The sequence below is a fragment of the Bradyrhizobium sp. CCBAU 53338 genome, assembly GCF_015291665.1.
Taxonomy (GTDB): domain Bacteria; phylum Pseudomonadota; class Alphaproteobacteria; order Rhizobiales; family Xanthobacteraceae; genus Bradyrhizobium.
This window is the reverse complement of the sequence record NZ_CP030048.1, coordinates 695783-721073: the sequence shown is the minus strand read 5'-3', so window position 1 is coordinate 721073 and position 25291 is coordinate 695783. Positions and strand designations below refer to the sequence as shown.

The 25291-nt window shown below is 61.0% G+C and carries 27 protein-coding genes and 1 pseudogene; 14 read left to right on the top strand and 14 right to left on the bottom strand.

The genetic code is table 11. The features are described from left to right. Window positions 1–565 precede the first annotated feature (565 nt). Genes XH90_RS03450 through XH90_RS03440 form a run of 3 tightly spaced genes read left to right on the top strand, consistent with a single transcriptional unit; the run spans window position 566 to window position 1752 of the window. A complete protein-coding gene (locus XH90_RS03450; protein WP_194479219.1) occupies window positions 566–1354 on the top strand; it encodes a hypothetical protein in 789 nt (262 codons plus the stop codon). Between the two features lie 2 nt (window positions 1355–1356). Continuing rightward, the gene (locus XH90_RS03445; RefSeq protein ID WP_194479218.1) at window positions 1357–1587 is read left to right on the top strand and encodes a helix-turn-helix domain-containing protein; all 231 of its coding nucleotides are present in this window, start codon (window positions 1357–1359) and stop codon (window positions 1585–1587) included. A 3-nt stretch (window positions 1588–1590) separates the two neighbouring features. Next, window positions 1591–1752 (top strand): hypothetical protein, encoded by a 162-nt coding sequence (locus tag XH90_RS03440; RefSeq protein WP_194479217.1) that lies wholly within the window; start codon window positions 1591–1593, stop codon window positions 1750–1752. A 52-nt stretch (window positions 1753–1804) separates the two neighbouring features. Here the strand turns inward: XH90_RS03440 and XH90_RS03435 are convergent, their stop codons facing one another. Then, window positions 1805–2785 (bottom strand): hypothetical protein, encoded by a 981-nt coding sequence (locus XH90_RS03435; protein ID WP_194479216.1) that lies wholly within the window; start codon window positions 2783–2785, stop codon window positions 1805–1807. 248 nt (window positions 2786–3033) lie between these two features. Here XH90_RS03435 and XH90_RS03430 point away from each other — a divergent pair, with 248 nt between their 5' ends. Then, entirely contained in the window at window positions 3034–5049 is a 2016-nt protein-coding gene (locus tag XH90_RS03430; RefSeq protein ID WP_194479215.1) for a patatin-like phospholipase family protein, read from the top strand. Between the two features lie 188 nt (window positions 5050–5237). Here XH90_RS03430 and XH90_RS03425 read toward each other — a convergent pair whose 3' ends face one another. The 4 genes from XH90_RS03425 to XH90_RS03410 are packed head-to-tail and all read right to left on the bottom strand — an operon-like array spanning window position 5238 to window position 7286. Beyond that, window positions 5238–6110 (bottom strand): ThiF family adenylyltransferase, encoded by an 873-nt coding sequence (locus XH90_RS03425; protein ID WP_194479214.1) that lies wholly within the window; start codon window positions 6108–6110, stop codon window positions 5238–5240. Further along, a complete protein-coding gene (locus XH90_RS03420; RefSeq protein WP_194479213.1) occupies window positions 6107–6619 on the bottom strand; it encodes a Mov34/MPN/PAD-1 family protein in 513 nt (170 codons plus the stop codon). Before XH90_RS03420 ends, XH90_RS03425 begins: the two co-directional genes overlap by 4 nt. Next, window positions 6616–7020, bottom strand: coding sequence for a hypothetical protein (locus XH90_RS03415; RefSeq protein WP_194479212.1), 405 nt, complete (start codon window positions 7018–7020; stop codon window positions 6616–6618). Before XH90_RS03415 ends, XH90_RS03420 begins: the two co-directional genes overlap by 4 nt. Then, window positions 7020–7286 (bottom strand): hypothetical protein, encoded by a 267-nt coding sequence (locus XH90_RS03410; protein ID WP_194479211.1) that lies wholly within the window; start codon window positions 7284–7286, stop codon window positions 7020–7022. The genes XH90_RS03415 and XH90_RS03410 overlap by 1 nt, the downstream gene beginning before the upstream one ends. Before the next feature lie 153 nt (window positions 7287–7439). Here XH90_RS03410 and XH90_RS03405 point away from each other — a divergent pair, with 153 nt between their 5' ends. The 5 genes and pseudogenes from XH90_RS03405 (at window position 7440) to XH90_RS03385 (ending at window position 10908) form a co-directional block, all read left to right on the top strand. Next, entirely contained in the window at window positions 7440–7790 is a 351-nt protein-coding gene (locus XH90_RS03405; RefSeq protein ID WP_194479210.1) for a helix-turn-helix transcriptional regulator, read from the top strand. Next, window positions 7787–8338: an ImmA/IrrE family metallo-endopeptidase gene (locus XH90_RS03400; protein WP_194479209.1), complete on the top strand. Its 552-nt coding sequence runs from the start codon at window positions 7787–7789 to the stop codon at window positions 8336–8338. Before XH90_RS03405 ends, XH90_RS03400 begins: the two co-directional genes overlap by 4 nt. Window positions 8339–8359: 21 nt before the next feature. Continuing rightward, window positions 8360–9769 (top strand): exonuclease domain-containing protein, encoded by a 1410-nt coding sequence (locus XH90_RS03395; protein ID WP_194479208.1) that lies wholly within the window; start codon window positions 8360–8362, stop codon window positions 9767–9769. Between the two features lie 157 nt (window positions 9770–9926). Then, window positions 9927–10088: pseudogene (locus XH90_RS03390) on the top strand (JAB domain-containing protein); the annotation flags it as partial. A 28-nt stretch (window positions 10089–10116) separates the two neighbouring features. Further along, window positions 10117–10908, top strand: coding sequence for a DUF4239 domain-containing protein (locus tag XH90_RS03385; protein ID WP_194479207.1), 792 nt, complete (start codon window positions 10117–10119; stop codon window positions 10906–10908). Between the two features lie 32 nt (window positions 10909–10940). Here the strand turns inward: XH90_RS03385 and XH90_RS03380 are convergent, their stop codons facing one another. Both XH90_RS03380 and XH90_RS03375 read right to left on the bottom strand, forming a co-directional pair. Next, on the bottom strand, window positions 10941–11246 hold the full coding sequence (locus XH90_RS03380) for a hypothetical protein (RefSeq protein WP_194479206.1): 306 nt from the start codon (window positions 11244–11246) through the stop codon (window positions 10941–10943). A 145-nt stretch (window positions 11247–11391) separates the two neighbouring features. Beyond that, window positions 11392–11766, bottom strand: coding sequence for a hypothetical protein (locus tag XH90_RS03375; RefSeq protein ID WP_194479205.1), 375 nt, complete (start codon window positions 11764–11766; stop codon window positions 11392–11394). A gap of 271 nt (window positions 11767–12037) precedes the next feature. Between XH90_RS03375 and XH90_RS03370 the strand changes: the two genes are divergently transcribed. Beyond that, window positions 12038–13519: a peptidoglycan-binding protein gene (locus tag XH90_RS03370; RefSeq protein ID WP_194479204.1), complete on the top strand. Its 1482-nt coding sequence runs from the start codon at window positions 12038–12040 to the stop codon at window positions 13517–13519. Here XH90_RS03370 and XH90_RS03365 read toward each other — a convergent pair. From XH90_RS03365 to XH90_RS03335, 7 genes are all read right to left on the bottom strand, one after another. Further along, entirely contained in the window at window positions 13516–14796 is a 1281-nt protein-coding gene (locus tag XH90_RS03365; RefSeq protein WP_194479203.1) for an RNA polymerase sigma factor, read from the bottom strand. The genes XH90_RS03370 and XH90_RS03365 overlap by 4 nt on opposite strands. 31 nt (window positions 14797–14827) lie before the next feature. Next, the gene (locus XH90_RS03360; protein WP_194479202.1) at window positions 14828–15235 is read right to left on the bottom strand and encodes a YciI family protein; all 408 of its coding nucleotides are present in this window, start codon (window positions 15233–15235) and stop codon (window positions 14828–14830) included. Window positions 15236–15360: 125 nt separating this feature from the next. Then, window positions 15361–16053 carry an AprI/Inh family metalloprotease inhibitor gene (locus XH90_RS03355; RefSeq protein WP_194479201.1) on the bottom strand — a complete coding sequence of 231 codons (693 nt, stop codon included), beginning with the start codon at window positions 16051–16053 and terminating at the stop codon, window positions 15361–15363. Next, window positions 16053–17042 (bottom strand): 2-hydroxyacid dehydrogenase, encoded by a 990-nt coding sequence (locus tag XH90_RS03350; RefSeq protein ID WP_194479200.1) that lies wholly within the window; start codon window positions 17040–17042, stop codon window positions 16053–16055. The genes XH90_RS03355 and XH90_RS03350 overlap by 1 nt, the downstream gene beginning before the upstream one ends. Further along, window positions 17042–17860 (bottom strand): ABC transporter permease, encoded by an 819-nt coding sequence (locus tag XH90_RS03345; protein WP_194479199.1) that lies wholly within the window; start codon window positions 17858–17860, stop codon window positions 17042–17044. The genes XH90_RS03350 and XH90_RS03345 overlap by 1 nt, the downstream gene beginning before the upstream one ends. Next, window positions 17857–18672 carry an ABC transporter ATP-binding protein gene (locus XH90_RS03340; protein ID WP_194482578.1) on the bottom strand — a complete coding sequence of 272 codons (816 nt, stop codon included), beginning with the start codon at window positions 18670–18672 and terminating at the stop codon, window positions 17857–17859. The genes XH90_RS03345 and XH90_RS03340 overlap by 4 nt, the downstream gene beginning before the upstream one ends. Before the next feature lie 89 nt (window positions 18673–18761). Further along, complete coding sequence (locus XH90_RS03335) at window positions 18762–19784, bottom strand: ABC transporter substrate-binding protein (RefSeq protein ID WP_194479198.1); 1023 nt, start codon at window positions 19782–19784, stop codon at window positions 18762–18764. Window positions 19785–19922: 138 nt separating this feature from the next. On the opposite strand from XH90_RS03335, the gene XH90_RS03330 reads away from it, so the two are divergent. The 4 genes from XH90_RS03330 to XH90_RS03315 all read left to right on the top strand — a co-directional run bounded on the left by XH90_RS03330 (window position 19923) and on the right by XH90_RS03315 (window position 25281). Further along, window positions 19923–20729 carry a creatininase family protein gene (locus XH90_RS03330; RefSeq protein ID WP_194479197.1) on the top strand — a complete coding sequence of 269 codons (807 nt, stop codon included), beginning with the start codon at window positions 19923–19925 and terminating at the stop codon, window positions 20727–20729. 139 nt (window positions 20730–20868) lie between these two features. After that, window positions 20869–21132 (top strand): hypothetical protein, encoded by a 264-nt coding sequence (locus tag XH90_RS03325; protein ID WP_194479196.1) that lies wholly within the window; start codon window positions 20869–20871, stop codon window positions 21130–21132. 442 nt (window positions 21133–21574) lie between these two features. After that, complete coding sequence (locus XH90_RS03320; RefSeq protein ID WP_194482577.1) at window positions 21575–23518, top strand: carbohydrate porin; 1944 nt, start codon at window positions 21575–21577, stop codon at window positions 23516–23518. Window positions 23519–23547: 29 nt separating this feature from the next. Continuing rightward, window positions 23548–25281 (top strand): ABC transporter permease subunit, encoded by a 1734-nt coding sequence (locus XH90_RS03315; protein WP_194479195.1) that lies wholly within the window; start codon window positions 23548–23550, stop codon window positions 25279–25281. Window positions 25282–25291 lie beyond the last annotated feature (10 nt).

The following is a 25291-nucleotide window of genomic DNA, read 5'->3' as shown; positions in this document are numbered from 1 at the left end:
CGGACGACTATTGTTGACGCCAGGAGCGCAACCTCGACAGGGCTGCCCAAGGTTCGCCTCACGATCAAATGCTTGACGCTCGCGGATTAGGTCTGATGCCGCTGCTAAGAAGTTGAGCAAATCATGATTAATAGAGGTAGAGCGGAGCACGTCAGGTCGCGAGATCGCGAATAGGTTGCTCTCCTCTCTTTCGTACGACGGAGCTATTGGACGGCTTTTTTATTTGACGAATTTTCGCCAACTTATATTCTCTTCGCAATGTCAACCCCAACGACTACACCTGCGTGCAGCACATGAGACTGCTCGCAGCATGGGCATGGCATGCCGGAAGCTAGGATCATCTGTGCACGTCCCTTTGGGATGGGGTCCTTTCTTTCAATGCTGCCGATTTCGGCCTGCTTGGCTGGAACAAATCGGCCGTTCCACATCGCAAAAATCGTTGGGAGCCTGCCGCCGACTGCGAGTCGCGGCGAGGCAGCGAGCGTGTCCGCCACACCAAAAAAGCGAGCCGACGATAAACGACGGCTCAGTTGGCGCTCACGCTCCATGACACAGGATGAAAGCCATGGAATCCGTGAGCTGCGAAGAACATGTTACCACAGAAAGGACTTCTAACCTAAACGCCGGTTCTGAAACTCGAGAAGACTTTCCGGTCACTTTCGGCCCGGCCCTGGATGCGTATCTAGCAGCCGGTGGTGAAGCCAGATACGTGACGGCCGAGCTACGAGGCATTTGCAACGATAAACCTCTCAAGGAGATTGATCAGGCATGGATCGATCATGTCGCCAGCGTGCTAAAGCCTGATGTTGGTCCCGCTACGCAAGGGCGACAAATTCACACGGTGATCAGCGCAACATTGAAGTTCGCCGCTAGCCTCGGATGGTGCAGATCATTCCGAATTAAGCGTCCTTTGAGGTGTGAACGTCCAGCTGTACAGGTACCGTCGCTTCACGAGCTAAGGGTCTTCATGGGGCTTGCAGGACCCAGCCTAAAAAGAATCATCAAATTCAAGCTGGATACTGATGCTTCCGAGTACGAAATACTGACGCTCGATTGGACCGCCGTAAACCTTGCACACAGAATAGCTCAACTAAAGAGAGAGGATGGGACGATCCGAGGAGTCTCGTTCGGCGCGAAAACCGCTGAGATGCTAGCGCGACTTCCACATCGCGATGGTCGGGTTTTCCGCTGCGACGATGGCCGTCCATATCGGGTGACTGGTAGCCGCGGCGGCCGCCTCAAGACTGCATTTGCGGGGACGGTCAAACGCTCTGGCGTACACGTCTCCTTCCGCACACTGCACTATCTTCATCGTCGGCGACGTGCGGCTCTCAAACGCTCAGGCGAGCAATGACCATGAGCGATAAAAAATATCTCACTCCAGAGGAAGTCTCGGAGCGTTATCGAGGAGAGATAAGTGTCGGCACTCTCCGCAACTGGCGAGCCGCACGTATCGGCTTTCCGTTCGTCCGGATCGGACGAGCAATACTTTATCCTATCGACGCTCTCGACGCTTGGGATAAAGCCCACACAGTGACTTGCCGATCTCCGGCTATCGACGTCGATCAGAAAAATGGGAAAGGATGATCAATGCTGAATTCCAAATTTCAGCGCATCAAAGAACTAATCGAAGCTAAGGAGCGCGTCGATAACGAACTTGCACAGCTTATCGGCGAAAGCGAGAAACCGAGACGAGGCCGCCGAAAAGCGAACGGACAAGTAGCGGACGAACCGCAGAGTTCCGAGCCGTGATTGCAATGGCCGGCGTCCGCGCCGCCGGCCAATTGCAGCGGCGGAAAACCGTTCACTGTGCGATGGCGCTGACGAAAGACGGGATCACGTATTTCAATGCGATGCCCGCATTGTGCGAGGAGGGAAACTCTTGGGCATAAATGCCCCGGGCTTCCTCGTCGAATTTGCAAACGCGGTTTGGGATCGCCGTGACGTACATGAACGGTGCATCCCACATGGAGCGTATGACCCCGTGCGTCGTTTCAACAGAAGTTATGTTCGTTGCTCCCTTCTGCTGGGCTATTGCTATCGAGTTCTTGTCGGCGTCGCAATACGGAGGAGGTTCGTTGACTGAGCAGACGGCGACGGCATCGGGTGCGATAAGGAGTTCAAGAACCTTAGCAGGATTGTTTTTAGGTTTGATCATTTCGAGGCTGATCGCATCGAGCATTTTTTGATCAGCAGCCACGCTTGAGAAGAAGGACCCGGCAATCTTGCTTGGAACAAGAGTGTCCATGTAGCCCGGCCAAGACCAACTGCCAGGCGCACCATTTGACGCGTCGTGCATGAAGATCGTCCCTCCTATCGTGGCACACCCATCGTAGGACACATCACCGGGATACCCGCCGGTACCAAAGGCAATAACCCCATCCGGCGCGGGGCCGAAGTCCGTAATTGTTTTCATCGCGGCTACTTTCGCACCGCTGTCTCCCTTTACATTCGCAATATCGTCAATGCACCAAATCTCCATACTTGCCGAAGGGTCCGTGTCCGATGGCTGCTTTTTTACGTCGATCAGGCAGCGCGGCTTCGAGCTGAGGTTAGGATCTGGCGGAAAGGTGCGCGGCCAAACGACGTCATGCGGAAAACTGAGGCTGGTGCTATGGGCCATCTGATTGCAAAGAGCGACGGTGAGCCCGTCTGCCTCATGATAACGGTTGGCTACCACGACAATCCGGAGTCTTTTGTTGGGTGTCGTTTGGCCGAGCGATGCCGTGGGAGCTGCAATTAGCGTTGCCCCCGCCGTCGCCAGAAAGACTCTTCTATCGAGCATAGCCCCTCCCCAAAACGGAGAGTTTGCACGGCTAACACTCTGCTGTCGAGGTGGTATGGCTCTTAAAATACAACTTTCGGCGCCTTCCGGCCATGAGGACAGGGCCATGTTAGCCTCATGGGTTCGTTGGTGCCTAAGGATGAAGGCCTAGTTGATTGCGGCGATCTGTGCATTATAGACGTTTTGCAGCTTGAGGCCGTAGGGCCATGCCAAATGATTGCACCAGGACAGCCACGGCAGTCCTCATAATGAAGGGCGGCGGGGTCAAGGGGCTGGCGTTTGCCGGTGCTGTCCAAGAACTAGAACGCTGCTACCAGTTTGATACCTTCGTAGGAACTTCGGCAGGCGCAATCGGCGCTGCTTTGTTAGCTGCCGGGGCAAGCGCGACCGACCTCGAACGAAACCTGCGGGAAAAGAGATTTCGCGATTTCCTCGACGGCACCTATTGGAAGCTTCCATTTCAATTCTGGTGGTCGCGCGGCATTCACCCTGCCCATACCCTCATAAACTGGGTGAGAGACCTGCTGTTTGAACGCCTTGAGAGGCATAACGAGGTCTTAATGCACGACCTACCGAAAAGGGCGGTCGTCTACGCATCAACGCAAAGACGTGGCGAGGTCACGTTCGACTCTTGGGGGCAACACGACGACATCACTGTGTACAATGCGGTTCGTTGCAGTATGTCGATACCCTACTTCTTTCAACCGCAATGGATGGACAACCGTCGCGTTTACGACGGCGGACTCCTCGCTAACTACCCGGTTCAGATCTTCCTTAATCAAGAGCGTGAGCGAACCAACGGCGCTCCAGATCCTTTCTTCGTAGCGCTGTACCTCGGACCGGAGAAGCCACCTCCGATCAAGCCCACATCGGTGCTCGCAGATTTGTTGTCAATTTGGATCGAACGAAACGATCCCGACTTGCTTCAGAAATATCGTAATCAAACGGTCCTCATAGATACCGCCCCAATCGGAACGATCGATTTTAATCTCGGCGAGGTTGAAAAGGACTTCCTTGTTCTTCAAGGTCGGGTCGCCGCACTGAAGTTTCTGATCGCACAGAAGCTCCTTAAAGAGGATGAACTCATCAAGCTTGGGGAACTTCAGTCACGAGCGAGGGCAGCAAAAGCCGCAATTGTTAAAGATCGCCAGCAAAAACTGAAACGACGCAAGCGGTTCATTTGGTCGATCCTGGGATCAGTGGCAGCCATCGTAGCAGTATGGGCTGGACTTGCTATCGTTAATCCGAAAGGAAAAGGAAGCTTTCAGAGCCTAGGAGTTGTTGAAGGGTTCGCAACTAGCGGAGTTCACAAAATCAGCAGCGACGGAAAAGTGGTAGTCGGAGGCATAGGAAGTAAGGAAATAGCTCCAAACAACTATCCCGTCGGCGCTATGCGTTGGTCGGCAGAAAATGGTATGGTCTATATTGGTCCTCCCCGCGGCCGTACAGAGGTTACGGAGGCCTTGGGGGTGAACGTCGACGGCTCTGTTGTGGTCGGTTACGTCGGCTACGGCGGGAATTGCTCTCCTAATGAGCCTTGGCGCTGGACTGCCGCCGAAGGCATGGTCCGTTTGCCCGCAAACGGCAGTAGCATGGCCTACGATGTAGACGCGAATGGCACAGTCATTGTCGGTTCTCTAACCCCGTGCGTGAACAAGCAAGCCGGTAAGAATCAAGCCGCCATCTACACCGACGCGACAGGTTGGACCGCACTCGGATTTTTGCCGGGAAGCGACTCCAGCGGCGCATATGCCGTGAGCAAAGACGGCAAGGTGGTTGTAGGTCAAAGCTGTCTAGAGAATTGCGAGGCCTTCCGCTGGACGCAGCAGACTGGCATGATTGGACTTGGCTTCTTGCCGGGAGCTAGTTCCAGCTATGCCGCTGGTGTGAGTAGCGACGGCTCAACTGTGGTCGGCTCAAGTAAATTTCCCGGTGGAAATTCTGAAGCTTTTCGCTGGACGCAAGCAGACGGCATGGTCAGCCTCGGTAACCTTCTCGGCGAAAAATCCGGCACCGCTGCTCGTGTCAACGCGGACGGCACCGTCGTGGTCGGCACGAGCGGCGGAAGGGCCTTCCGCTGGACGGCCAGCGACGGCATGAAGTCGATAGAAGAGTTGCTAACCGCCGCCGGGGTCTCATTCACCGGCTGGAAACTGGTGGGCGCTGATGGAGTTTCGGGCGATGGGACGGTGATCGCCGGAACGGGCATCAATCCGAAGGGCGTGACAACGGCGTGGATCGCGACGCTGTCGAGACGCAAATGACCGCCCGACTGGGCAACTGCCCACGTCTGACAGCTGTTTGCTTCGCCCCAGACTAAAAAAGTAGCCTTTCGATCAAGTCAAAATACCGATTCAAGCGCAATGAAAGTTCTTACGGGGCAGCGCATACTGTTCGGTCCTTCAGTCCTTAGGCTCCCGCGTGACTCAAACATGGGCCCCAAGGGAGTGGATCAGCGCCGCCTGCGCAGATGCGGCATTCGCAGATAGCGCTCGACGTCTGCAGCCTCAGCCTGGCCGCGAAGGCTTTTGCAGATGTAGCAATCAGGCGCCTGCTCCCGCCTAACGTTCACCGTCCCAAGATGTCCCGAATAATTCAGCAATTTCTTTGGCTCTCGAAGTCCCGTGACTGCAGCCATGAACTCCACCGCTGCGAGAGAGGCAACCACTCCGTTGATCGGAGACACCGAAGGTCCTTTCCCTGCGAGTACGTTCTGGTCAACGCCGTAGATGCGGTCTCGTATCTGTCGCTCGGCATCGGTTTGCAGATACTCTTGCACAGCGCGGCCATCGAGCTCGCCCATGCAGAATAGACAACCATCACCATCCCACGAGGTGCAGACGCGGCCGCCATACACTCCGGGCTCTGGTATGTCAGACGCGAGATCGATGTAGTTCTTGCGATACGCGGCACACAACTCATTAAGAATCGCGCGAGGCCCGTCTTCGTCGAAACACCCGAACACGACGTCTACGGCCTTGACGGCGGCGAAGGCCTTCTCGGATACAAGACCGTCGGGAATCTCTGTGATTTTGATCGTTGGATCGATCTCGTTGGCAAGCCGCTTGCTCAGGAGTACCTTTAGGCTCCCAGGCACCGGATCGTCATGGCGAGCGCCGACGAAGCGGTTCCGATTGGTCTCGTCAAGCTCTTCATCATCGACAAGACCTATCCCCCCGACTCCGAGAAGTGCGAGGTGTTGCACCAGAGGACTGCCGAGGCCACCGACGCCGGCAATCAACACCTTCGTTGTTAGGAGTTTCCGCTGCCCCTCTTCGCCGAAGAGCCGAATGTTGCGGTCATACCTTTCCGGCAGATTCTTCATTGCCAACCTTCGAGCGAGTTATTCGTCGGCTTCATGATGGTGGTGCCGGCGACGAGTTCGTCGAGCGCGCGCGGCATCTTCGGATTATCGAGCCACACGAGGGCATCGAATCCACTTGGAGCGACAACGATTGCTAAGTACGGGCGTCTGGACAGGCGCCACCACATGTGTGGAACGGTCTCACGTAGCCCTCGGCGGTCTGACATCGAGAAGCCGGCAGGCCAAGGACCCGGGTGCGAATGGAGCTCCACCAGCGACGCCTTGAGATCGTGCGCCCGCTTGATTAAGCGGCCGCGTGTTTCGTCACGGAGCTCAAGGTAGTCACTCTCCTGCACGTCGAAGTCGGCTGGACCAAGCTTCTGGTACTCGAGGAGTTCGAACCTCGCGTCGCACGCCACCTGCGGGTTCACGAAGAGAAACGCGGCCTGCTCCTGGATGCTGCCGCGCGGCAGCAGATGAGCCCTGATATCCTCGAAGACGCCCGTCGGCAACTTAAGTGTAGTTTTCATGCCCCCTCCTTCAGCCGGTGCTGGAAGCTCCGCACCCACACCAGCAAATTCGAACCCTTTCGGGCGTCCGATTGTGGAAACCAAGTCTCGGGCGACCATGAAAACTGCAGCCAGGCGCCGCTAAACGGTGAGTTCGCCGATGTGGTGGTGTTAGCCGGCACCACTCCGCCGAAATTGATCCCATCTGGCAATAGGAACGCGTATGGCAATGCTGTAGGGTAGCCGCCGCTGACGGAAAAGCAGAGTGCAGAGGCGGAGACCTCCTGCTCCCCAAGACGCCACCCCGGCGGCAGCGCATATTGGGGAAGAAAGAACCAGTCGTCGCCGGCCGGCGCCGCGTGCTGCACGTCGGGATAGAACTGGCGCAGAAGCGTCAGTTCTTCCTGAATTCGCGGGCGCATCAGCTACCCCGCTTCCACTTATGCTTTTTGCCGAAGCCCTGGCCGGGCTTGATGGTGACGGTCTCATCCGCCGCGAGCGTCCGCTCGTTGTTGTCCTGGTCGACTTCGATCACGCCTTGGCTGATATCCCAGCCACCCAGGTTTGCGATCTCCTTGGTCGTGATCGTGTCGCTATCCCAAGGCACCTCGTTCCCCTCAATGTTGAGGATGTACTTCGGACCCTTGCCGTCTTTGGCGGGTTTGTCCGCCTCCGTCACAGTCTGCATGTTCGACCTCATCTTTGCGCTAGCCGCCGCCGAGCCTGTCGCTCATATAATCCACCCGTGTTTGGATTTCAATAGACGCACCAGAAATGATATTAATACACGCTTTTCGACTCATAAAATTGACACTTTGTGTGCAAGGGGGTACACACCCCCATGGACACGCCTAGGCTTTATCAAGAACTCGGTGCTTTAATTCGTCGACGGCGCCGCACGCTCGAGTACACGCAGGCCGATCTAGCGGCCCGTCTGGGGATCTCTCGAGGTGCTGTCGCCAACATCGAGTCTGGTCGGCAGAACATGCTCCTTCATCAGCTCTATCGAATAGCGGATGCACTTGAGCTGGAAGTGCACGAGCTACTGCCGCCAAACATAAAAGATCAGGCCTCGCCGACTGGGCTTCCGATGCCAGAAGGACTCACTGCCGAACAAGAAGCGCAATTGGCACGCGTCATCACAGGACAAGCACCAATGCGCACTTCCCCCACCAAGGAGCAAAAGAAGTGAGCGCTCGAGCTTCAACCAATCCCTCGCAAGCTGCGCTCGACATTCTTCAGCGTAACAACATAAAAACGGCACCTGTTCCCGTCGACAAAATAGCTCGGACGCTCGGCGCGCTTGTTCGATTCTCGCCACTTCATAACGATATTTCGGGAATGATTTATATAAAGGACAATGTTCCTATTATCGGCGTAAATGCTCTCCATCACCCAAATCGTCAGCGCTTTACCATTGCCCATGAGTGCGGACACCTCGTATTACACCGCCCCATGATTACGACGCAGGTGCATGTCGACAAGGAATTCCCGTCCGTTGTCATTCGACAACTTAATCGAGATTCACGATCGGCCCTCGGAACCGATGACGTCGAAATTCAAGCGAATAGATTCGCTGCTGAATTGCTTATGCCCCGCGCCTTTCTTGAAACCGAACTACGCAAAACCTTCGACGTGGACGACAGCACTCGCATCGAGAAGCTCGCCAAGCAATTCAGAGTGTCTAAAGAGGCAATGGGAAATAGATTAAGCGCGCTATTTTCTTCGTTTTCTGGATAGTAGTACGACCGGATCAACCCGATGAGTTTTGTGTTCTACGACACGGAGACTACGGGCACGAACGTTGCGTTCGATCAAATTCTCCAACTGGCGGCTATTAGGACCGACAGTGACCTTGGCGAGCTGGACCGGTTTGAGATTCGATCCCGCCTCCTTCCATACGTTGTCCCGTCACCCGGCGCGATGCGAGTAACTGGGCTCACGGTCGATATTCTCACGAACCCACAACTCCCTTCTCACTATGCAATGGCGCGCGCCATCTACGGAAAGTTTCGGTCGTGGAGGCCCTCAATCTTCATTGGATACAACTCGCTCTCTTTCGACGAGCATCTCCTGCGCCAGACTCTTTATCAGACACTCCACGGCCCCTACCTCACAAACACAACCGGCAATTGCCGAGCCGATGCTTTGCGCTTTATGCAAGCAGCAGCGATCTTTGCACCGGGCACGTTGTCTATACCGCTCGATGAAAATGGAAACTCGGTATTCAAGCTCGAAAAGTTAGCATCGGCGAACGGCTTCAATCACGCAAGCACCCATGATGCACTTGGAGATTCCGAGGCAACATTGCACTTGTGTCGACTCGTGTTCGAACGAGCGCCCGAATTGTGGTCATCGCTGGTCCAATTCACGCAGAAGGCAGCCGTTATCGACTTCGTGGCAAATGAACCTCTGTTTTCGGTCACCGACTTCTATGCCAACCGCGCGTACTCATGGGGAGTTACATTCATTGGTCAGTCACTCGAAATCGCAAGCGACTTGTTAGTATTCGATCTCTGCCACGATCCGGTAGAGTTCGCCTCCCTACCGGACGAGGATGTTCTCGCTCGATTGAACCAGCTGCCGAAACCGGTTCGGCGCGTCCGATCTAATGCTGCACCGATTATCCGGCGCCTCGAGGACGCCCCATCATTCGTGAGCACTGCGGGAATACCGTCGGACGTGCTGGAGGAACGCGTCCGTTATCTCCAGGAGAACGAGCAACTTCGAGCGCGACTACGCACGCTGTTCGTACAAACGCGCCCGCCGCGCGCACCCTCCGCTCATGTGGAGGAGCAAATTTACGAAAGGTTCTGCTCGCGTGCGGACGAGGACACCATGGATCGGTTCCATTCCATTACTTGGGAAGAGAGGCTCCTTTTGTTGCAGTCGATTGCAGATGACCGCCTTCGCAAGCTGGCAAAGCGCCTCATCTTCGTGGAACGACCGGATCTGTTTAGCGAAGCAGAGCGCGCAGCAACGAACATAGCAATTGCACGTCGCCTTTCGAGTGATGAAGATAGGCCACCATGGAAAACGTGGGGCCAGGCACTAGTGGAGGCAGACGATCTGCTTGCACAGGCGATCGGCGACGCCTCTGTGCGGCTCAAGCAGCATCGAGCGTACCTTGCTGCGCAATTGGAAAATGCTATGCAGCTCTTGGGCTCGTGACTACACATGATCAAAAAGCAGAACTGGAAGCTTGTCCGTGAGGCAGCATGATAATCACAAATGGTCAATGCGTACCGTCCCCAGTGTACGTCCCCTGCTAACCTTGCTGTTGCAGAACTCTTCGGTTTCTCAAGGTGATAACGGAAACTGTAGGTTCCTCCACAATCACCCCTCCGGCGATCCCTCGCCCTCGCAGGCCGACATCCAGATGACCAAGGCGATCATCGACATCGCCAAGCCGCTGGGGATTGCCGTGCACGACCACATCATTGTAGGCAAAAGCGGACATGCGAGCCTGCGCGGCATGCGGCTGATCTGAAGACCTTCCTGGCAAATCAAGAGATGACATGAGCGATTGGCTGCACAATCTGCCGGTGCCGATGATGGCGCTGGTGATCTTCGGCTTCACCTATTTTCTGGCAGCGCTGGTGTTCGTCGCCGTCGCGCTGGCCGCGACCGAGGAGCGCGCAAAATCGCTGAAGGCGATCTCGCCAGGCATGCTGCCGGTGCTCGGCATCATCTTTGGCCTGTTCGTCGCCTTCACCGCGGCGCAGGTCTGGGGCGACAGCGACCGCGCCGGCGCCGCTGTCAGTCGCGAGGCCAGCGCGCTGCGAAGCGCCGTGCTGCTCGCCGCCGGCCTGCCGGCGGAGCAGGAGACAAAATTACGCGGATTGGTGCGAGACTATGTCGGTCAGGCCGTGGCGGAGGAATGGCCGATGATGGCGCATCAGGAAGCCTCGCTGAAGGCGACGCCGCCGGCGCTGGCGGACGCCTTGAAGCTCGTCGTCACGATGATGCCGCAAGGGCGGGCGCAGGAGACCTCGCAGCGCGAGATCGTGGCCGCGCTGGAGCAGGCGCTGGACGCACGGCGGCAGCGCATCATCGTCAGCCTCGCCTCGGTGAATTCGGTGAAATGGTGGTGCCTCTATCTCCAGGCCCTGTGCGAGCTGCTGGTGATCGGCTTCGTTCATTGCGACAACCGCCTGGGATCGGCGATCGCGATGGGCCTGTTCGCGACCGGCGTCGCCACCTCGGTGCTCCTGATCGCGGCGCACGACCGTCCGTTCACCGGCCAGATCTCGATCTCACCGGAGCCGCTGCGCCAGATCATGCCGGAAGCGCCGACCGGACACAGTTGACTGCGCGGGCCACGCCCGCGCCGAAAGACAGCTCAGTAGCAGTATCGCGGATCGACCGGCACGTAGCGGCCGTCCCGGCGCTGCATGTAGCAGCCGCGCTGATAGGCGTAATAGCCGGAGCGGCGGCGTTCGCCTTCGGCGGCGATTGCGGCACCCGTTCCCGCGCCGACGACCGCACCAATGGCCGCGCCGCGGCCACCGCCAAGCGCACCACCCAAAATCGCTCCGCCCACGCCGCCGATGATGGCGCCGCCGACGGCGTCCTGCGCCATCGCGTCGTGGACCGGGATGGCCATCGCTACCGAGAAACACGCTGCCATTCCAAGGCGTCGAAGCATTCCGATTCCTCCCATCTGATCGGGTCAGTCATAGCGTTTGGGACGATCCCGGGCCAGAACATTCTCCTGAATCCGGCGCCCTCCCCGCTTGCGCCAAAGGGGGCAACATGATGGGCACATCTTGAAAAGAAGAGCTTGCCGGCGGCTACGGCTCGGCCCAGCGCTGCACCGCTTCCGCAGTGTCCGCGGGCGTCGTGTTGAAGCAGATCGCGGCCTGCGGCGCCAGGCGGTGGACGAGGTTGAGCACCTTCTCGAACAGCAATAGCCGCTCCTTCGGCTCACGCAGGCCCGCACCGATGACGATGCAATCGAAGCGCTCGTCAAGCAGCGCCGCCGTCACCGCAGCTTCAGCTGCCGCGTCGAGATCGATCAGGCAGCTCGTGACCTCGTAGCCGAGGCCGCGCAGACGCAGGAGCTGCGCTTCGATGTAGTTGCGCACGAGCGCCGGCGTGAGCTGCGGGAACGCGCTGTAATCCGCATTGCCGGGTTCGATGCCGATCGCGAGGACACGCTTGGCCATTGCAGCATTCCCGAGCCGGACCGTGTCTGTAGCCAACGGACGGCCGCCTGGCCGGTTCCCGCAATGCGGCGATCGCGCAGGCGTCGTCCCGTTGCGTCCTTTGACCACAACCTTTTCGCGCTGCACTTGTAAGCCATTTCACATGCAATTCGGCCATGGCCTGCCACATTTGCCGAGCCACGCCCAGAGTCCGTACCCGCCAAAGACGGCATGCGGCTCACGCCTGATTTGCAAACGAACCGATAATTTTATCAATTCGCGGGAGCGGGAGATGGTGTCATACGAGAGCCTGAAGAGTGGATATGAGAAGAACTGGGACAATCTCCAGATCCGGCCGGCACGCCTTGCCGAGGCCAACGCAACGGCACGCAAGGCCATCAACGGCAAGGCGACCTATCAGCAGGTCGAACGGCTGACCGGTGTGCCCTGGTATTTCGTCGCGCTCTGCCACTATCGAGAGTCCAATTTCGATTTCGACACCTATCTCGGCAACGGCGAGTCGCTGCATCGCGTGACCTGTCTCGTCCCGAAAGGGCGCGGCCCGTTCGCCTCGTTCGTCGACGGCGCCGTGGACGCGCTGAGGGTCCAGCACTTCGTCGGCACGCAGGACTGGTGCATCGCGCGCACGCTGTACCGGCTCGAATGCTTCAACGGCCTCGGCTATCACGCCAAGGGCGTCAACTCGCCTTATCTCTACGGCGGTTCGACCCTCTACGGACCGCCGGAGGCGAGGCCGGGAAAATTCGTCGCGGACCACGTCTTCGATCCGACCCATACCGATTCCCAGCTCGGCACCGCGGTGATCCTGCACGCGATGATGTTGCTGGATTCTTCCATCACGATCGGCGACAGCCCGTCGATCGTTCCCCGTTCCGAGCCCGACGAGGACGTGGCGTCGTCGGTGCTGCTGATGCAGCAGACCCTCAACAGGCTCGGCGCCAATCCGCCGCTCGACGAAGACGGCATCAGCGGACCGAAGACCAAGGCAGCGGTCTCGCAGTTTCAGCAACAGCACGGCCTCGAGGATACCGGCCTGCTCGACGGGACCACCATCTCCGCCATCACGCGTGCCGGGGTGCAACCGGTCCAGACGGCGAATATCGACCTGTCCCAGATCCTGGGCCGGCTGGAGAACCTCGCACAGCTTCTTCAACCCGGAGCGGCTCCAACAGGTGCAACGCCGATCGCGATCCCGCCGATCGGGACGCTGCCTGCGGGCCAGACCACCCAGCTCTCTCAGATCCTGACCCAACTCCAAAGCCTCACGCAGGCCTTGCAGCCGGGAGCGACAATTCCTGTGAGCACGACGCCGGCGGCCAACACGCCGGTGAATGTGCTTGGACAGCTCCTCTCCTTGATCACCAAGACAGCCCCCGCAACGCCGGCGGCGACAAACCCCGCTCCGACCGATCAGCTCAAGCAGGTGGTCGACCTGCTCGGCGCCTTGCTCGGCAACAAGCCCGTGCTCGGTCAGGTCAACGGCGCGCTCGGCGAAACCATCGGCAAGATGCTCGACGGCAAGAAGACCGCGCTGGGCATCGCCGGCTCGCTCATCACCGCGCTGCTCTCTGCGGTGACGACAAGCCCCAATGCGGGAGGCCTTGCCGGACTGCTGGGGACGATCGCGTCCGCGGTGCCGGGCCTGAGCCAATTCGCGCTCCCGATCTCGCTGGCGCTCACGGCCTGGGGCGTGCTCGGCAAGATGGAGAAGTGGGCGCAAGGCACCGCGCCGCCGCCCAAGCCGACGACCTAGATCGTCCGGGCGTCGAGTGCGGCGGCGCGGCGCCGCATCAGCGCGCGTTCGCGCTCGTTGGTCGCAAGATGCGCGGCGGCCTCGAACGCGTGCCGCGCCTCCGTAAGCTGCCCAAGCTTTTGCAGGAGGTCACCGCGAACCGCCGGCAGATGATGATAGGCCGCCAGCGCCGGTGCGCCGGCGACTGCGTCCAGCACGTCGAGGCCAGCCTGCGGTCCCTCGGCCATCCCGACCGCGACCGCGCGATTGAGCTCGATGACCGGCGAGGGCACCAGCCGCGACAGTTCGGCGTAGAGCTGCGCGATACGCGGCCAGTTGGTCGCTGCAGCGGTCTCCGCTCTGGCGTGACATGCCGCGATCGCCGCCTGAAGCGCGTAAAACCCCGCTCCGCCACCGAGTTCGACGGCAAGTTCGAGCGAGCGCAGGCCGCGCCGGATCTGCAACCAGTCCCAGAGCGTGCGATCCTGGTCCATCAGCAGAATGGGATCGCCGTTCGCGTCGGTGCGCGCGTGCGTCCGCGAGGCATTCAGATCCATCAGCGCGACGAGGCCGTGAACCTCGGGTTCGTCAGGGGCGAGGCCTGCGAGCACGCGGCCCATGCGCTGCGCCTCGTCGCAAAGCTGCGGCCGCAGCCATTCCTCGCCACGCGCTGCGAGATAGCCCTCGTTGAAGATGAGGTAGACGACTTCCAGCACCGAGGCGAGGCGCTCCGACAGGGCCTCGCCAACAGGCGTCTCGTAAGCGAGACCGGAATTCGACAGCGTCCGCTTGGCGCGGACAATGCGCTGGGAGATCGTGGTCTCAGGCACGAGATAGGCGCGCGCGATCTCGGAGGTGGTGAGCCCGCAGATCATGCGCAGCGCCAGCGCCACACGAGCTTCGCGCGACAGGATCGGATGACAGGCGGTGAAGACCAACCGCAGCAATTCATCGCCGATGTCGTCGTCGAGCGCGGCATCGAAATCGGGCACCGTCTCCTGCTCCTGCAACATGTCCCGCGCCAGCATGTCGTGCTTGTCGCTAAGCATCTTGCCGCGGCGCAAATGATCGAGCGCACGGCGTTTCGCGGTCGTCATCAGCCAGGCGCCGGGATTGTCGGGCACGCCCATGCCGGGCCACGCTTCGAGCGCAGCGACCAGCGCGTCCTGGGTCAGCTCTTCAGCAAGAGGCACGTCGCGCAGCATCCGCGACAACGTCGCAATCAGCCGCGGCTGCACGACGCGCCAGGTTGCATGAATCGTGGCACGGACGGCTTGATCGATGTCGGCGGCCGTCATCGCCGCCGACCCTGATTGCCGGTGGCGACCATCAGGCTTGGGCGGCTACGCCTGATTTCGCATCGACCTCGCAGGCGTCATCGACGCCCGGCGTGGCAAAGGCCCGCAACTCGCAGGTGCCGTCCCAGCCCGGCATGTGGTCGAGGTGCAGCTGCATGAACTCCTTGGCCATGGCCAGGGCTTCCGCCTTGTCGCGCAGCTCGAAAATGGCATAGCCGCCGACCACTTCCTTGGCCTCGATGAAGGGACCATCCACGACGCTCAGCTCGCCGTCGACGATCCGCACCCGTGCGCCGGTCGCGAGCGGCATCAGGCCGCCATTGTCGATCATCCGGCCGGCCTTGATTTCCCGCTCGGAAATCTTCTGCATGGCCTCCATCAGCGCTGGGCTGGGGCCCTTCATCGGCTGGCTGGAGGTGACGATGTACATGAACCGCATGCAAAACTCCTGATAAGGCGAGACGCGGCCGGTTCGGCCGCGCGATCAGCTCGCTATCCAGATGACGATCCAGCCAAAGCCTGATCGACATGAGCAGCAGAAAAATTGCAGCAACGCAGACGCGCCTACTGGCGCAGCATGATCAGGGGATCCGCCGTATCGGGAACCCGCCGCCATTGCGCGTTGTCGTCCGCCTCGAACTGCCAGACCTCGCCCGATTTCGACATCAGCACGATCTGGCCGTGCTCGAGCCGCCATTGCGTCGGGTTGAACTGGGCAATGGCCGCATCGCATTTCGGCTTCAGGAAGACCTGGAAATTGTCCTGCTCGGCTTCCGTGTTGGTCAGCGTCAATCCGCAGACCGGCTGACCGTTGCCGCGGACCATCGCCCAGTCGCCGATCATCTGGTCCATCGACTTGGCCATGGAGCGGGCCGCCGCGAGATCCTGGAGAATGTAGACGCCTTCGCCCTGCCGCAGGCCTTCGAAAATGCCAGCCTCGACCTCGGTGAAATCGATCACGGCCTCACCGGTCGCATCCTGCAAGCGGACGATATCCAGACCCTTGACGCTCCAGGCGACGATATCCTTGGTGAAGGGCAGCGCGGTCTTGCAGGCCGGCTCGAGCTCGAGCTTGAAGCCCTGCGCCGTCGCGTCGCCTTTCATCGTGACGACGCAGGTCTTGCTGCGTTCGGTGGTCGAGAGCTCCCACTGCCCGACCATCTCCTTCTTCAGGGTCGTCGCATCCTGCGCATGCGCGATGCCGATCGCGGCCAAGTGGGCCGCGACGGCGAATGCACCGACCCGAAGAACTTGCATCAGCGCCCCTTGAACGGCGTTTCCGCAACCGGCGTCAGCGGCGCCTTGCCCGAGAACCAGGACTTGAGATTGTCGACCACGAGCTGGTCCATGGCGTTGCGCGTGACGACGGAGGCCGAGCCGATATGCGGCAGCAGCACCACGTTCTGCATGGTCTTGAGCTCATCAGGCACGTTGGGCTCGGCGGCGAACACGTCGAGACCGGCGGCGAGGATGGTGCCTGATTTCAGCGCCTGGACCAGCGCGGGCTCGTCGACGACAGAGCCGCGCGCCACGTTGACCAGCACGCCGCGCGGACCGAGCGCCTTGAGCACCTCGGCATTGATCATCTTTTCGGTAGCAGCGCCGCCCGGCACGATCACCATCAGCGTGTCGACCGCCTTCGCCATCTCGATCAGATCAGGATAGTGCTTGTAGGAGACGTCCTTGGACGGATTGCGCGAGTGATAGACAACAGGCACCAGCGAGGCATCGAGCCGGCGTGCGATGGCCTGGCCGATCCGACCCATGCCGACGATGCCGACCTTGCGGTCGCGCAGCGAGCCGACGCTGAGCGGATAGTTCTGGGTCTGCCAGAGGCCGGAGCGGACGTAGCGGTCCGCCTTGATGAATTCACGCACGGTCGAGATCAACAGGCCCATCGCGACGTCGGCTACTTCCTCGGTCAGCACGTCAGGCGTGTTGGTGACGATGATGTTGTGCTCGGCGGCGTATTTGGCGTCGATATGGTCGTAGCCGACGCCGAAGCTCGCCACCATCTCGATCTTGGGCAATTGCGACAGCGAATCCTTGTCGGCGCGGACGGTGTGATAGGTCACCGCGACGCCGCGGATCTTCTCGCGGATCGCCGGCGTCAGCCGCTCGAGATCGCCGCGCGTCTCGGCCTTGTGCACGACGAAATGATCGGAAAACCCGTTCTCGAGGATCGGCCGGACCGGTCCATAAATCAGAAGGTCGATCTTGTCGGACGAAATCGAACCGGTAGACATCAGTTTTCCTTTCCAAGCGCGCTCTCATGCCAGCGCCGTAAAACGAGGTGGGAAATTAGCGCCAGCACCCCATAGATGACAATCCCGGCCAGCGACAACAAAAGCAGCGCCGCGAACATGCGGGGTATGTTCAATCGATAGCCCGACTCGGCGATCCTGTAGGCGAGGCCCGAGCCTGCCCCCGCCGTCCCCGCGGCGATTTCGGCCACGACCGCGCCGATCAGCGACAGGCCGCCGGCGATGCGCAGGCCGCCCAAAATATGGGGCAGCGCTGCTGGCAGCTTCAGGAAGCGCAGGGTCTGCGGCTTTGATGCGCCATAGAGCTGGAACAGGCCCGCGAGGTTGCGGTCGACCGAATTCAGCCCGAGCGTGGTGTTCGACAAAACCGGAAAAAACGCGACGATGAAGGCGCAGACGACGACCGCGGCCTGCTGCTCCAGATAGATCAGGAGCAGCGGCGCGATCGCGATGACGGGCGTCACCTGGAGCACGACGGCATAGGGGAATAGCGAAAATTCCACCCATTTCGACTGGTTGAACAACAGCGCCAGCGCGATGCCGCCGATGCTGGCGGCGACAAAACCTTCGAGCGTCGTCAGCAGCGTGGTCGCGAGCGATTGCGACAGCACCGCCCAGTCCTTGATCAGCGTCAGGAAAATCACTGATGGCGCCGGCAGCACGTAAGGCGGTATCTCCCTGATACGGACCACGAGCTCCCAGGCGGCAAGGCCGGCCGCGAACACGATGACGGGCAGCACGACGCGCAGCGCGCGCTGCGCGGTGGACGCCTTTGCAGTGGCGGCAGCTTGCGCGTTCATAGCGTCGACTGCCCCCGATAGGACGGCGCCAGCGCGGCCGAGAGGCGCCGGCAATAATCGGAATAGGCCGCCGAGGTGCGAAACTCCTCTCCGCGCGGCTCCACCGTCTCGATGCGGATGTCGGCCTGGATGCGGCCGGGCCGCGCCGTCATGACCACGACGCGCTGCGACAGATAGACGGATTCGAACACCGAATGGGTGACGAAGACGACGGTCTTGCCAAGGCCGCGCCACAGCGCCAGCAGATCGTTGTTGAGGCGAAAGCGCGTGATCTCGTCGAGCGCCGCGAACGGCTCATCCATCAGGAGGATATCGGGGTCGGTGACGAGCGCACGCGCCAGCGACACCCGCATCTTCATGCCGCCGGAGAGTTCGCGCGGGAAGGCATCGGCGAAATCGGCAAGCCCGACGCTGGCGAGCGCGGCATCGGCCCTCGCCCGCCCTTCGGCCTTCGGGATACCACCCAGCTTCAGCGGCAGGCGCACGTTTTCACGCACATTGGCCCAGGGCATCAGGGTCGGCTCCTGGAACACGAAGCCGATGCCGTGGCCAATTTGTACCTCGCCCTCGTGGCGCGACACCCGCACGGTGCCTGACGATGCGGCGCTGAGCCCCGCAATCAGCCTCAGCGCCGTCGACTTGCCGCAGCCGGAGGGCCCGAGCAGCGAGATGAATTCGCCTTTGCGCACGGCGAGATCGAGCGGGCCGAGCGCCATGACGCCGTTGTCATAGACCTTCGTCACACCGCGCAGGCTGACGGCGAGCGCCGTCAGGCTGGCCTCGACCGTGGGCGGAGTTCTGTTCTCTACCATCGATCGCTGACCGTTGCGGGGCACGTCACCTCTCCCCGTCGGGGAGAGGTAAGCAACGCCGATGCACCTCGCTCCAATCTCGGCATTGGCTACGGCTTGGCGGGGCGCAGTTCGACGCCGACACCCTTGTTGACGAAGCGCAGCGTGTAGGACTTGCGGAAGTCGAGATCGCCTTTCACGACGCCGGCCTTCACCATCTTGTTGAAGAAGGAGGTGTAGCGCTCGTCGCTCATGGCGCCGATGCCGGCCTTCAGGCTGTCGCCGGAATCGACGATGCCGTATTCCTTCATCTTGGCAACGGAATAGGCGAGCAGATCGTCGGTCATCTCCGGATTGAGCTTCTTGATCATGGCATTGCCGGCGGAGTTGTCGCCGTAGATGTAATTGTACCAGCCGACGATGGAGGCATCGACGAAGCGTTGCACCAGGTCCGGCTTCTTCTCGACGATGTCGCGGCGGGTCTCGATCAGCGTCGAATAGGTGTTGAAGCCGGCATCGGCGAGCAGGATGACGTTTGGCTTGAATCCGGCGGCCTTCTCCACGGCGAAGGGCTCGGAGGTGACGTAGCCCTGCATGGCGCTCTTGGGATTGGCGATGAAGGGCTGCGGATTGAAATTGTAGGGCCGGACTTTCTTCTCGCTGAAGCCGTATTCGGACTTGAGCCACTGGAAATAGCTGGTCATGCCCTCCTTGGAGACGAACAGCGTCAGCGGCTTGAGGTCCTCCAGCTTGGTCACCTTTGCGTCGGGCTGCGACAACAGCACCTGCGGATCCTTCTGGAACATCGCGGCGATCGTCACCACCGGAACGTTGTTGGCGACGGCGTCGAACGACATCAGCGTGTTCGCGGCCATGAAGAAGTCGATCTTGCCGGCGATCAGCAGCATCCGGTTGTTTTCGTTCGGTCCGCCCGGAACGATGCTGACGTCGAGCCCGTATTTCTTGTAGGTGCCGTCGGCGACCGCCTGGAAGAACCCGCCATGCTCGGCCTCGGCGACCCAATTGGTGCCGAAAGTGACCTTGTCCAGCGTCTCGCTGCGCGCCGGCAGGATCGACACCACAGAGGCCAGCAAGCCCACCGTTAACGCTCGCCGCAGATGAGAGGGGCTCATGAACGCACTCCGTCGATCGCTTCTAGCCGATGTGAAAACAACGCGATAAAACCGCAACATATCAGGGGACGCGAACCGGCCGGGCCCGCGTCCCCTGATACCCCAAACTACGTGACAAATCCGGGCAAAGAAACCTTGATGACACCTCCTCGCGACTGGACCGAGATCCACTGGGCCGACACTGGTCCGGCGGACGCATCGCGCTGGATCGCGGTGCTTCCGCTCGCGGCGACCGAGCAGCACGGGCCGCATCTGCCGCTCGCGACCGACGTGCTGATCGCGGAGGCCTATCTCGCACGCGTGCGGGAAGTGCTGCCCGCGCCCGCCCCCGTGACGTTCCTTCCCGTCGAACCCGTCGGCATCTCCACCGAGCATATCGACTATCCGGGCACGCAGACGCTGCCGACCGAGATCGCGCTGAAGCGCTGGACCGGGATCGGCGAGGACATCGCGCGGCGCGGCGTGAGAAAGCTCGTCATCATCACCAGTCATGGCGGCAACAGCGCGGCGATGATGCTGGTGGCGCAGGATCTTCGCGCGCATCACAAGCTGTTCGTGGTGACGACCTCGTGGTCGCGGCTATCAGGTGCGGACAAGCTGTTCCCGCCAGAAGAAGTGCGCCACGGCATTCACGGTGGCGCCGTCGAGACCTCGATCATGCTGGCGCGCTATCCCGAGCAGGTGCGCGCCGATGCGATCGCGGATTTTCCCGCCAGCAGCGTCGCGTTGGAAAAACAATATCATTGGCTGTCGACGCAGCGGCCCGCGCCGTTCGCCTGGCAGGCGCAGGATCTCAATGCCAGCGGCGCCGTCGGCAACGCGACTTTGGCTGTGCCTGCGAAGGGCGAACAACTGATCGACCAGGGCGCGCGCGCCTTTTGCGAACTGCTGGCCGAGGTCGATAACTTCGACGTGAACAGGCTCGCCAAGGGCCCTCTCGGCTAGCTCACACCGCGCGGAAATCATTCGACATAATGTCCGGCTCCGGAGCCGTCCGACGCGACTTCGAACCTGATGCGGCAAGGCTCCGTCCAACTGGGCACGCGGACCACAACGGACCGCCTCAACCCGGATGGAGTTTCACATGTCGATCAAGACCAAGCTTGCCGCACTCGCTCTCGCCACCCTTGCCGTCGCCGGCAGCATCGCGACCACCACCTCGCAGGCCGAAGCCAAGCCGCTCGGCTGGGGTTGGGGTGTCGGCGCCGGCATCGCCACCGCCGCCATCGTCGGCACCGCGATCGCCGCCAGCAACGAGCCCTATTACTACGGCTACCACCGCTGCGGCTGGGTCGCCCAGTACAACGCCTTCGGCCAGTACGTCGGCCGCGTTCGTACCTGCTACTGATTTGAGGTTCTGAGGCCGATCTTACGTGGATCCTGCGTCCGACACGGGCGCCTCATCCACCCCGTGTCGTGCCCCCCGACCCCGCCCGGCTGTCCCCCCGGGCGGGGTCATCCTTTTTTCCGCGCCGGGAGGTTGTTGCAGTCCCGTCACATAAGGATGCGAACCATCCTCTGCGACATTCTGGACTAGTTGCTATTGCGAATTATTAGCAATAGAGTTCACAACAAGCACAGGGGCTTGGCCAGACCTTGGGGTGACATCGCACTGTGGCGAGTTCGTCTCGTCCAGCCGCGTGAACAGCCAAGTCCCTGATGACAGGATCGCCGCGAATCGGCAGGGATGTCACGGTGGCCAAGGCAGAGTCGCGTCTGGGGGCGTAGTTTTGACGTTGAGAAGTCTCCGTTACAGGTATCTGCGGACGGCCGCGGCGCTCGCCTCGGGCATGCTCGTGCTGCCGGGCGCCAGCCTTGCCGCCGACCTGCCGCTGAAGGCACGCGCCGCGAAAACTGTCTACGACTGGACCGGCTTCTATGTCGGCGGCCATTTCGGTTACGGCGATGCGAGCTTCGGGCCCGGCACCAATCCATTGCCCGAGCAAGGCGTGATCTTTCCGCACAGCGCGACCGGGCTCAGCGGCGGCTATCAGCTCGGCTACAATCGGCAGCTCGCAAACCGCGTCGTACTCGGCATCGAAGCGGATGCGACCTTTACCGGCCCTCTCGACGGCCCTGCGCTCGCGCGCTCACCGGTGCCCTTCAACACCACGATCGACTATGTCGGCACCGTGCGCGGCCGCGTCGGCTATGCTTTCGACCGCTTCATGCCTTACGTCACCGGCGGCGTCGCCTGGGGCCACACGCACATCAACGTCAACGACGCGGACGGCGTCACGCCGCTTTTCCCGGTCGGCCACTACCAGGCTGGATGGACTGCGGGCCTGGGTCTCGAATTCGCCGTCAGCGGCAATTGGACCGCGAAGGCCGAATACGAATATGTCGACCTCTCGCGCAAGACCTACGACCTCAGCGGCTTTGGCCTCGGCAGCGTCAACGTCGATCCGCGCATTCACCTGTTCAAGCTCGGCCTGAACTACCAGTTCGGCGATACGCCATGGATGCCGGCGGTCGGCAAGCCCAAGCTGCCCGAGTCCGACGACTGGAACGTGCACGCCCAAACGACCGTGCTGCCGCAAGGCTACGGGCCGATCCATTCGCCCTATGCGAGCCCGCAGAGCCTGCCGGGCGGCGGCCAGTTCCAGGCGACATGGACGACGACCGCGTTCTTGGGCGCGCGACTCTGGGACGGTGGCGAGGTCTACTTCAACCCGGAGCTCGCGCAGGGTTTTGGCCTCAACGGCACCCTCGGCCTCGCCGGCTTTTCCAACGGCGAAGCGCAGAAGGCCGGTGCGCCGTTCCCAAAAATCCGTGCGCAACGCTATTACTTCAAGCAGACGTTCGGACTTGGCGGCGAGCAGGAAGCGGTCGAGGACGCGCCGAACCAGCTCGCAGGCAAGCGCGATATCGATCGCGTCACGCTGATCGCCGGCCGCTTCGCCGTCGGCGATTTCTTCGACGGCAACGCCTACGCAAAGGATCCGCGCGCCGATTTCATGAATTGGGCGATGTGGGCCTCGGCCGCCTATGACTTCCCCGCCGACCTGCCCGGCTACACCCGCGGCGCCGTGGTCGAGCTCAATCGCAAGAACTGGGCGATACGCGCCGGCTTGTTCCAGGTCCCGGACGCCCCGAACAGCGACATACTCACCTTCAAGACCGGCGGCTCGGTCGTCGAGTTCGAGGAACGTCACTCGATCTTCGAGCAACCCGGCAAATTGCGCGTCGGCGTGTTTGCCAACAGCGGTCACACCGCGAACTACCGCGAGGTGGTGGATCTCGCTGCGACGAATCCTGCGCTCGACATCAACGACATTGTCAGCACGACCCAGCGCACCCGCCTCAAATACGGGTTCTACGTCAATCTCGAGCAGCAGATCGTCAACGACGTCGGATTGTTCGCGCGAGCAAGCTGGAACGACGGCCAGAACCAGATCCTGTCCTTCACCGACATCGACCGCAGCGTTTCCGGCGGCCTGTCGATCAAGGGCAGCCGTTGGGGGCGTCCGGACGACACGGTCGGCATCGGCGGCGCCATCAACGGCCTGTCGGCTGCGCATCGCGATTTCCTCGCGGCCGGCGGCACGGGCCTCCTGATCGGCGACGGCCAGCTCAACTACCGCACCGAACGCATTCTCGAAGCCTACTACGCTTATTCGGTGATCAAGGGCGTGACGCTGACCGGCGACTATCAATTGATCACAAACCCGGCCTATAACGCCGACCGTGGACCGGTCTCGATCTTCTCGGGCCGCCTGCACGCCGAGTTCTAAGCCCGGGATTATTGCCCAAAGGCAGGCCCATGAAGCCAAGAGATATCCGCACGGCCGCGATCGGCCAGGCGCTACTCCCCAATGTCTGGGATGTCGCGGCACTGATCCTGGTGATCGGCGCCATGGTGCTGATCGTCTATGGCGGCGAGCAGACCGTCGCTCCCCTGTCCGAGCTCGAGCGAACGCCAGTCTCGCTCGATCCGGCAAACCTGCCGCTCTATGCGCTACGCACCGTCCTGCGGATGCTGCTTGCGATCGTTTGCTCCACGATCTTCACTTTCATCTATGCCGCGATCGCCGCCAAGAGCCGGCGCGCCGAGATGGTGATGATCCCGCTGCTGGACATCCTTCAGTCGGTACCGATCCTGGGCTTCCTCACCTTCACCGTCGTCTTCTTCATGAACCTGTTTCCGAGCCAGGTGCTCGGCGCCGAGCTCGCCTCGGTGTTCGCGATCTTCACGAGCCAGGCCTGGAACATGACGTTCAGCATGTACCAGTCGATGCGCAACGTGCCGAAGGACCTGGAAGAGGCCACGCAGAGCTTTCATCTGTCCGGATGGCAGCGCTTCTGGCGCCTCGACGTGCCCTTCGCGATGCCGGGACTGATCTGGAATGCGATGATGTCGATGTCGGGCGGCTGGTTCTTCGTGGTCGCGTCGGAAGCGATCACCGTTGGCAACACCACCGTGACCCTGCCGGGGGTCGGCTCCTACGTCGCCCAGGCGATCCAGCAGCGCGATTTGCCGGCGATCTTCTACGCGATCCTGGCCATGCTGCTCGTCATCATCGCCTATGACCAATTGCTGTTCCGGCCCATCATCGCCTGGGCCGACAAATTCCGCTTCGAGCAGACGGCGTCCGGTGAGCCACCCACCTCGTGGATGCTCGACCTGTTTCGCCGGACACGCGCTCTGCGTGCCGTCACGCTGCCCTTCTCGGCCGTCAATCGTGAAATTTCCAACTTGCGTATCTCGCTGCCTGAACTGAGGGGAAAGACAAAGAGCAAGGGCCGGCCGTCGCGATTGATCGACGGACTTTGGCTTGCCGTCATCCTCGCCGGCACGGTCTACGCCGCCTGGCTGACCTATCGCTATCTCTCGGCCAGTCTTGGCCTGCGCGATGTGCTGGTTGTGATCCGCGACGGGCTGATCACGCTGTTGCGCGTCATCGTGCTGATCAGCCTTGCTACCATCATGTGGGTGCCGATCGGCGTCTGGATCGGGCTGCGTCCCAAACTGGCCGAACGCATCCAGCCTCTGGCACAGTTTCTCGCCGCGTTTCCCGCCAATCTCGCTTTTCCGGTCTTCGTCGTTGCGATCGTCAGCTTCAGGCTCAATCCCAATGTCTGGCTGAGCCCGCTGATGATCCTGGGCACGCAATGGTACATCCTGTTCAACGTCATCGCCGGCGCCAGTGCCTTTCCCAGCGATCTGCGTGAGGCCGCGAGCAGCCTTCATTTGGGCGGATGGCGGTGGTGGCTCAAGGTCATCCTGCCCGGCATCTTTCCCTATTACGTCACCGGCGCGATCACCGCATCCGGCGGCTCCTGGAACGCCTCGATCGTCGCCGAGGTGGCGAGCTGGGGCGACACCCATCTGAATGCCGCCGGGCTCGGCGCCTATATTGCATCTGCGACCGAAGCCGGCGATTTTCCACGCGTCGTTCTCGGTATCGCCACGATGTGCGTTCTGGTGACGCTGTTTAATCGTCTGGTCTGGCGACCACTCTATGCGTTCGGCGAGCGCCGCCTTCGGCTCGGCTGACGAGGAGACC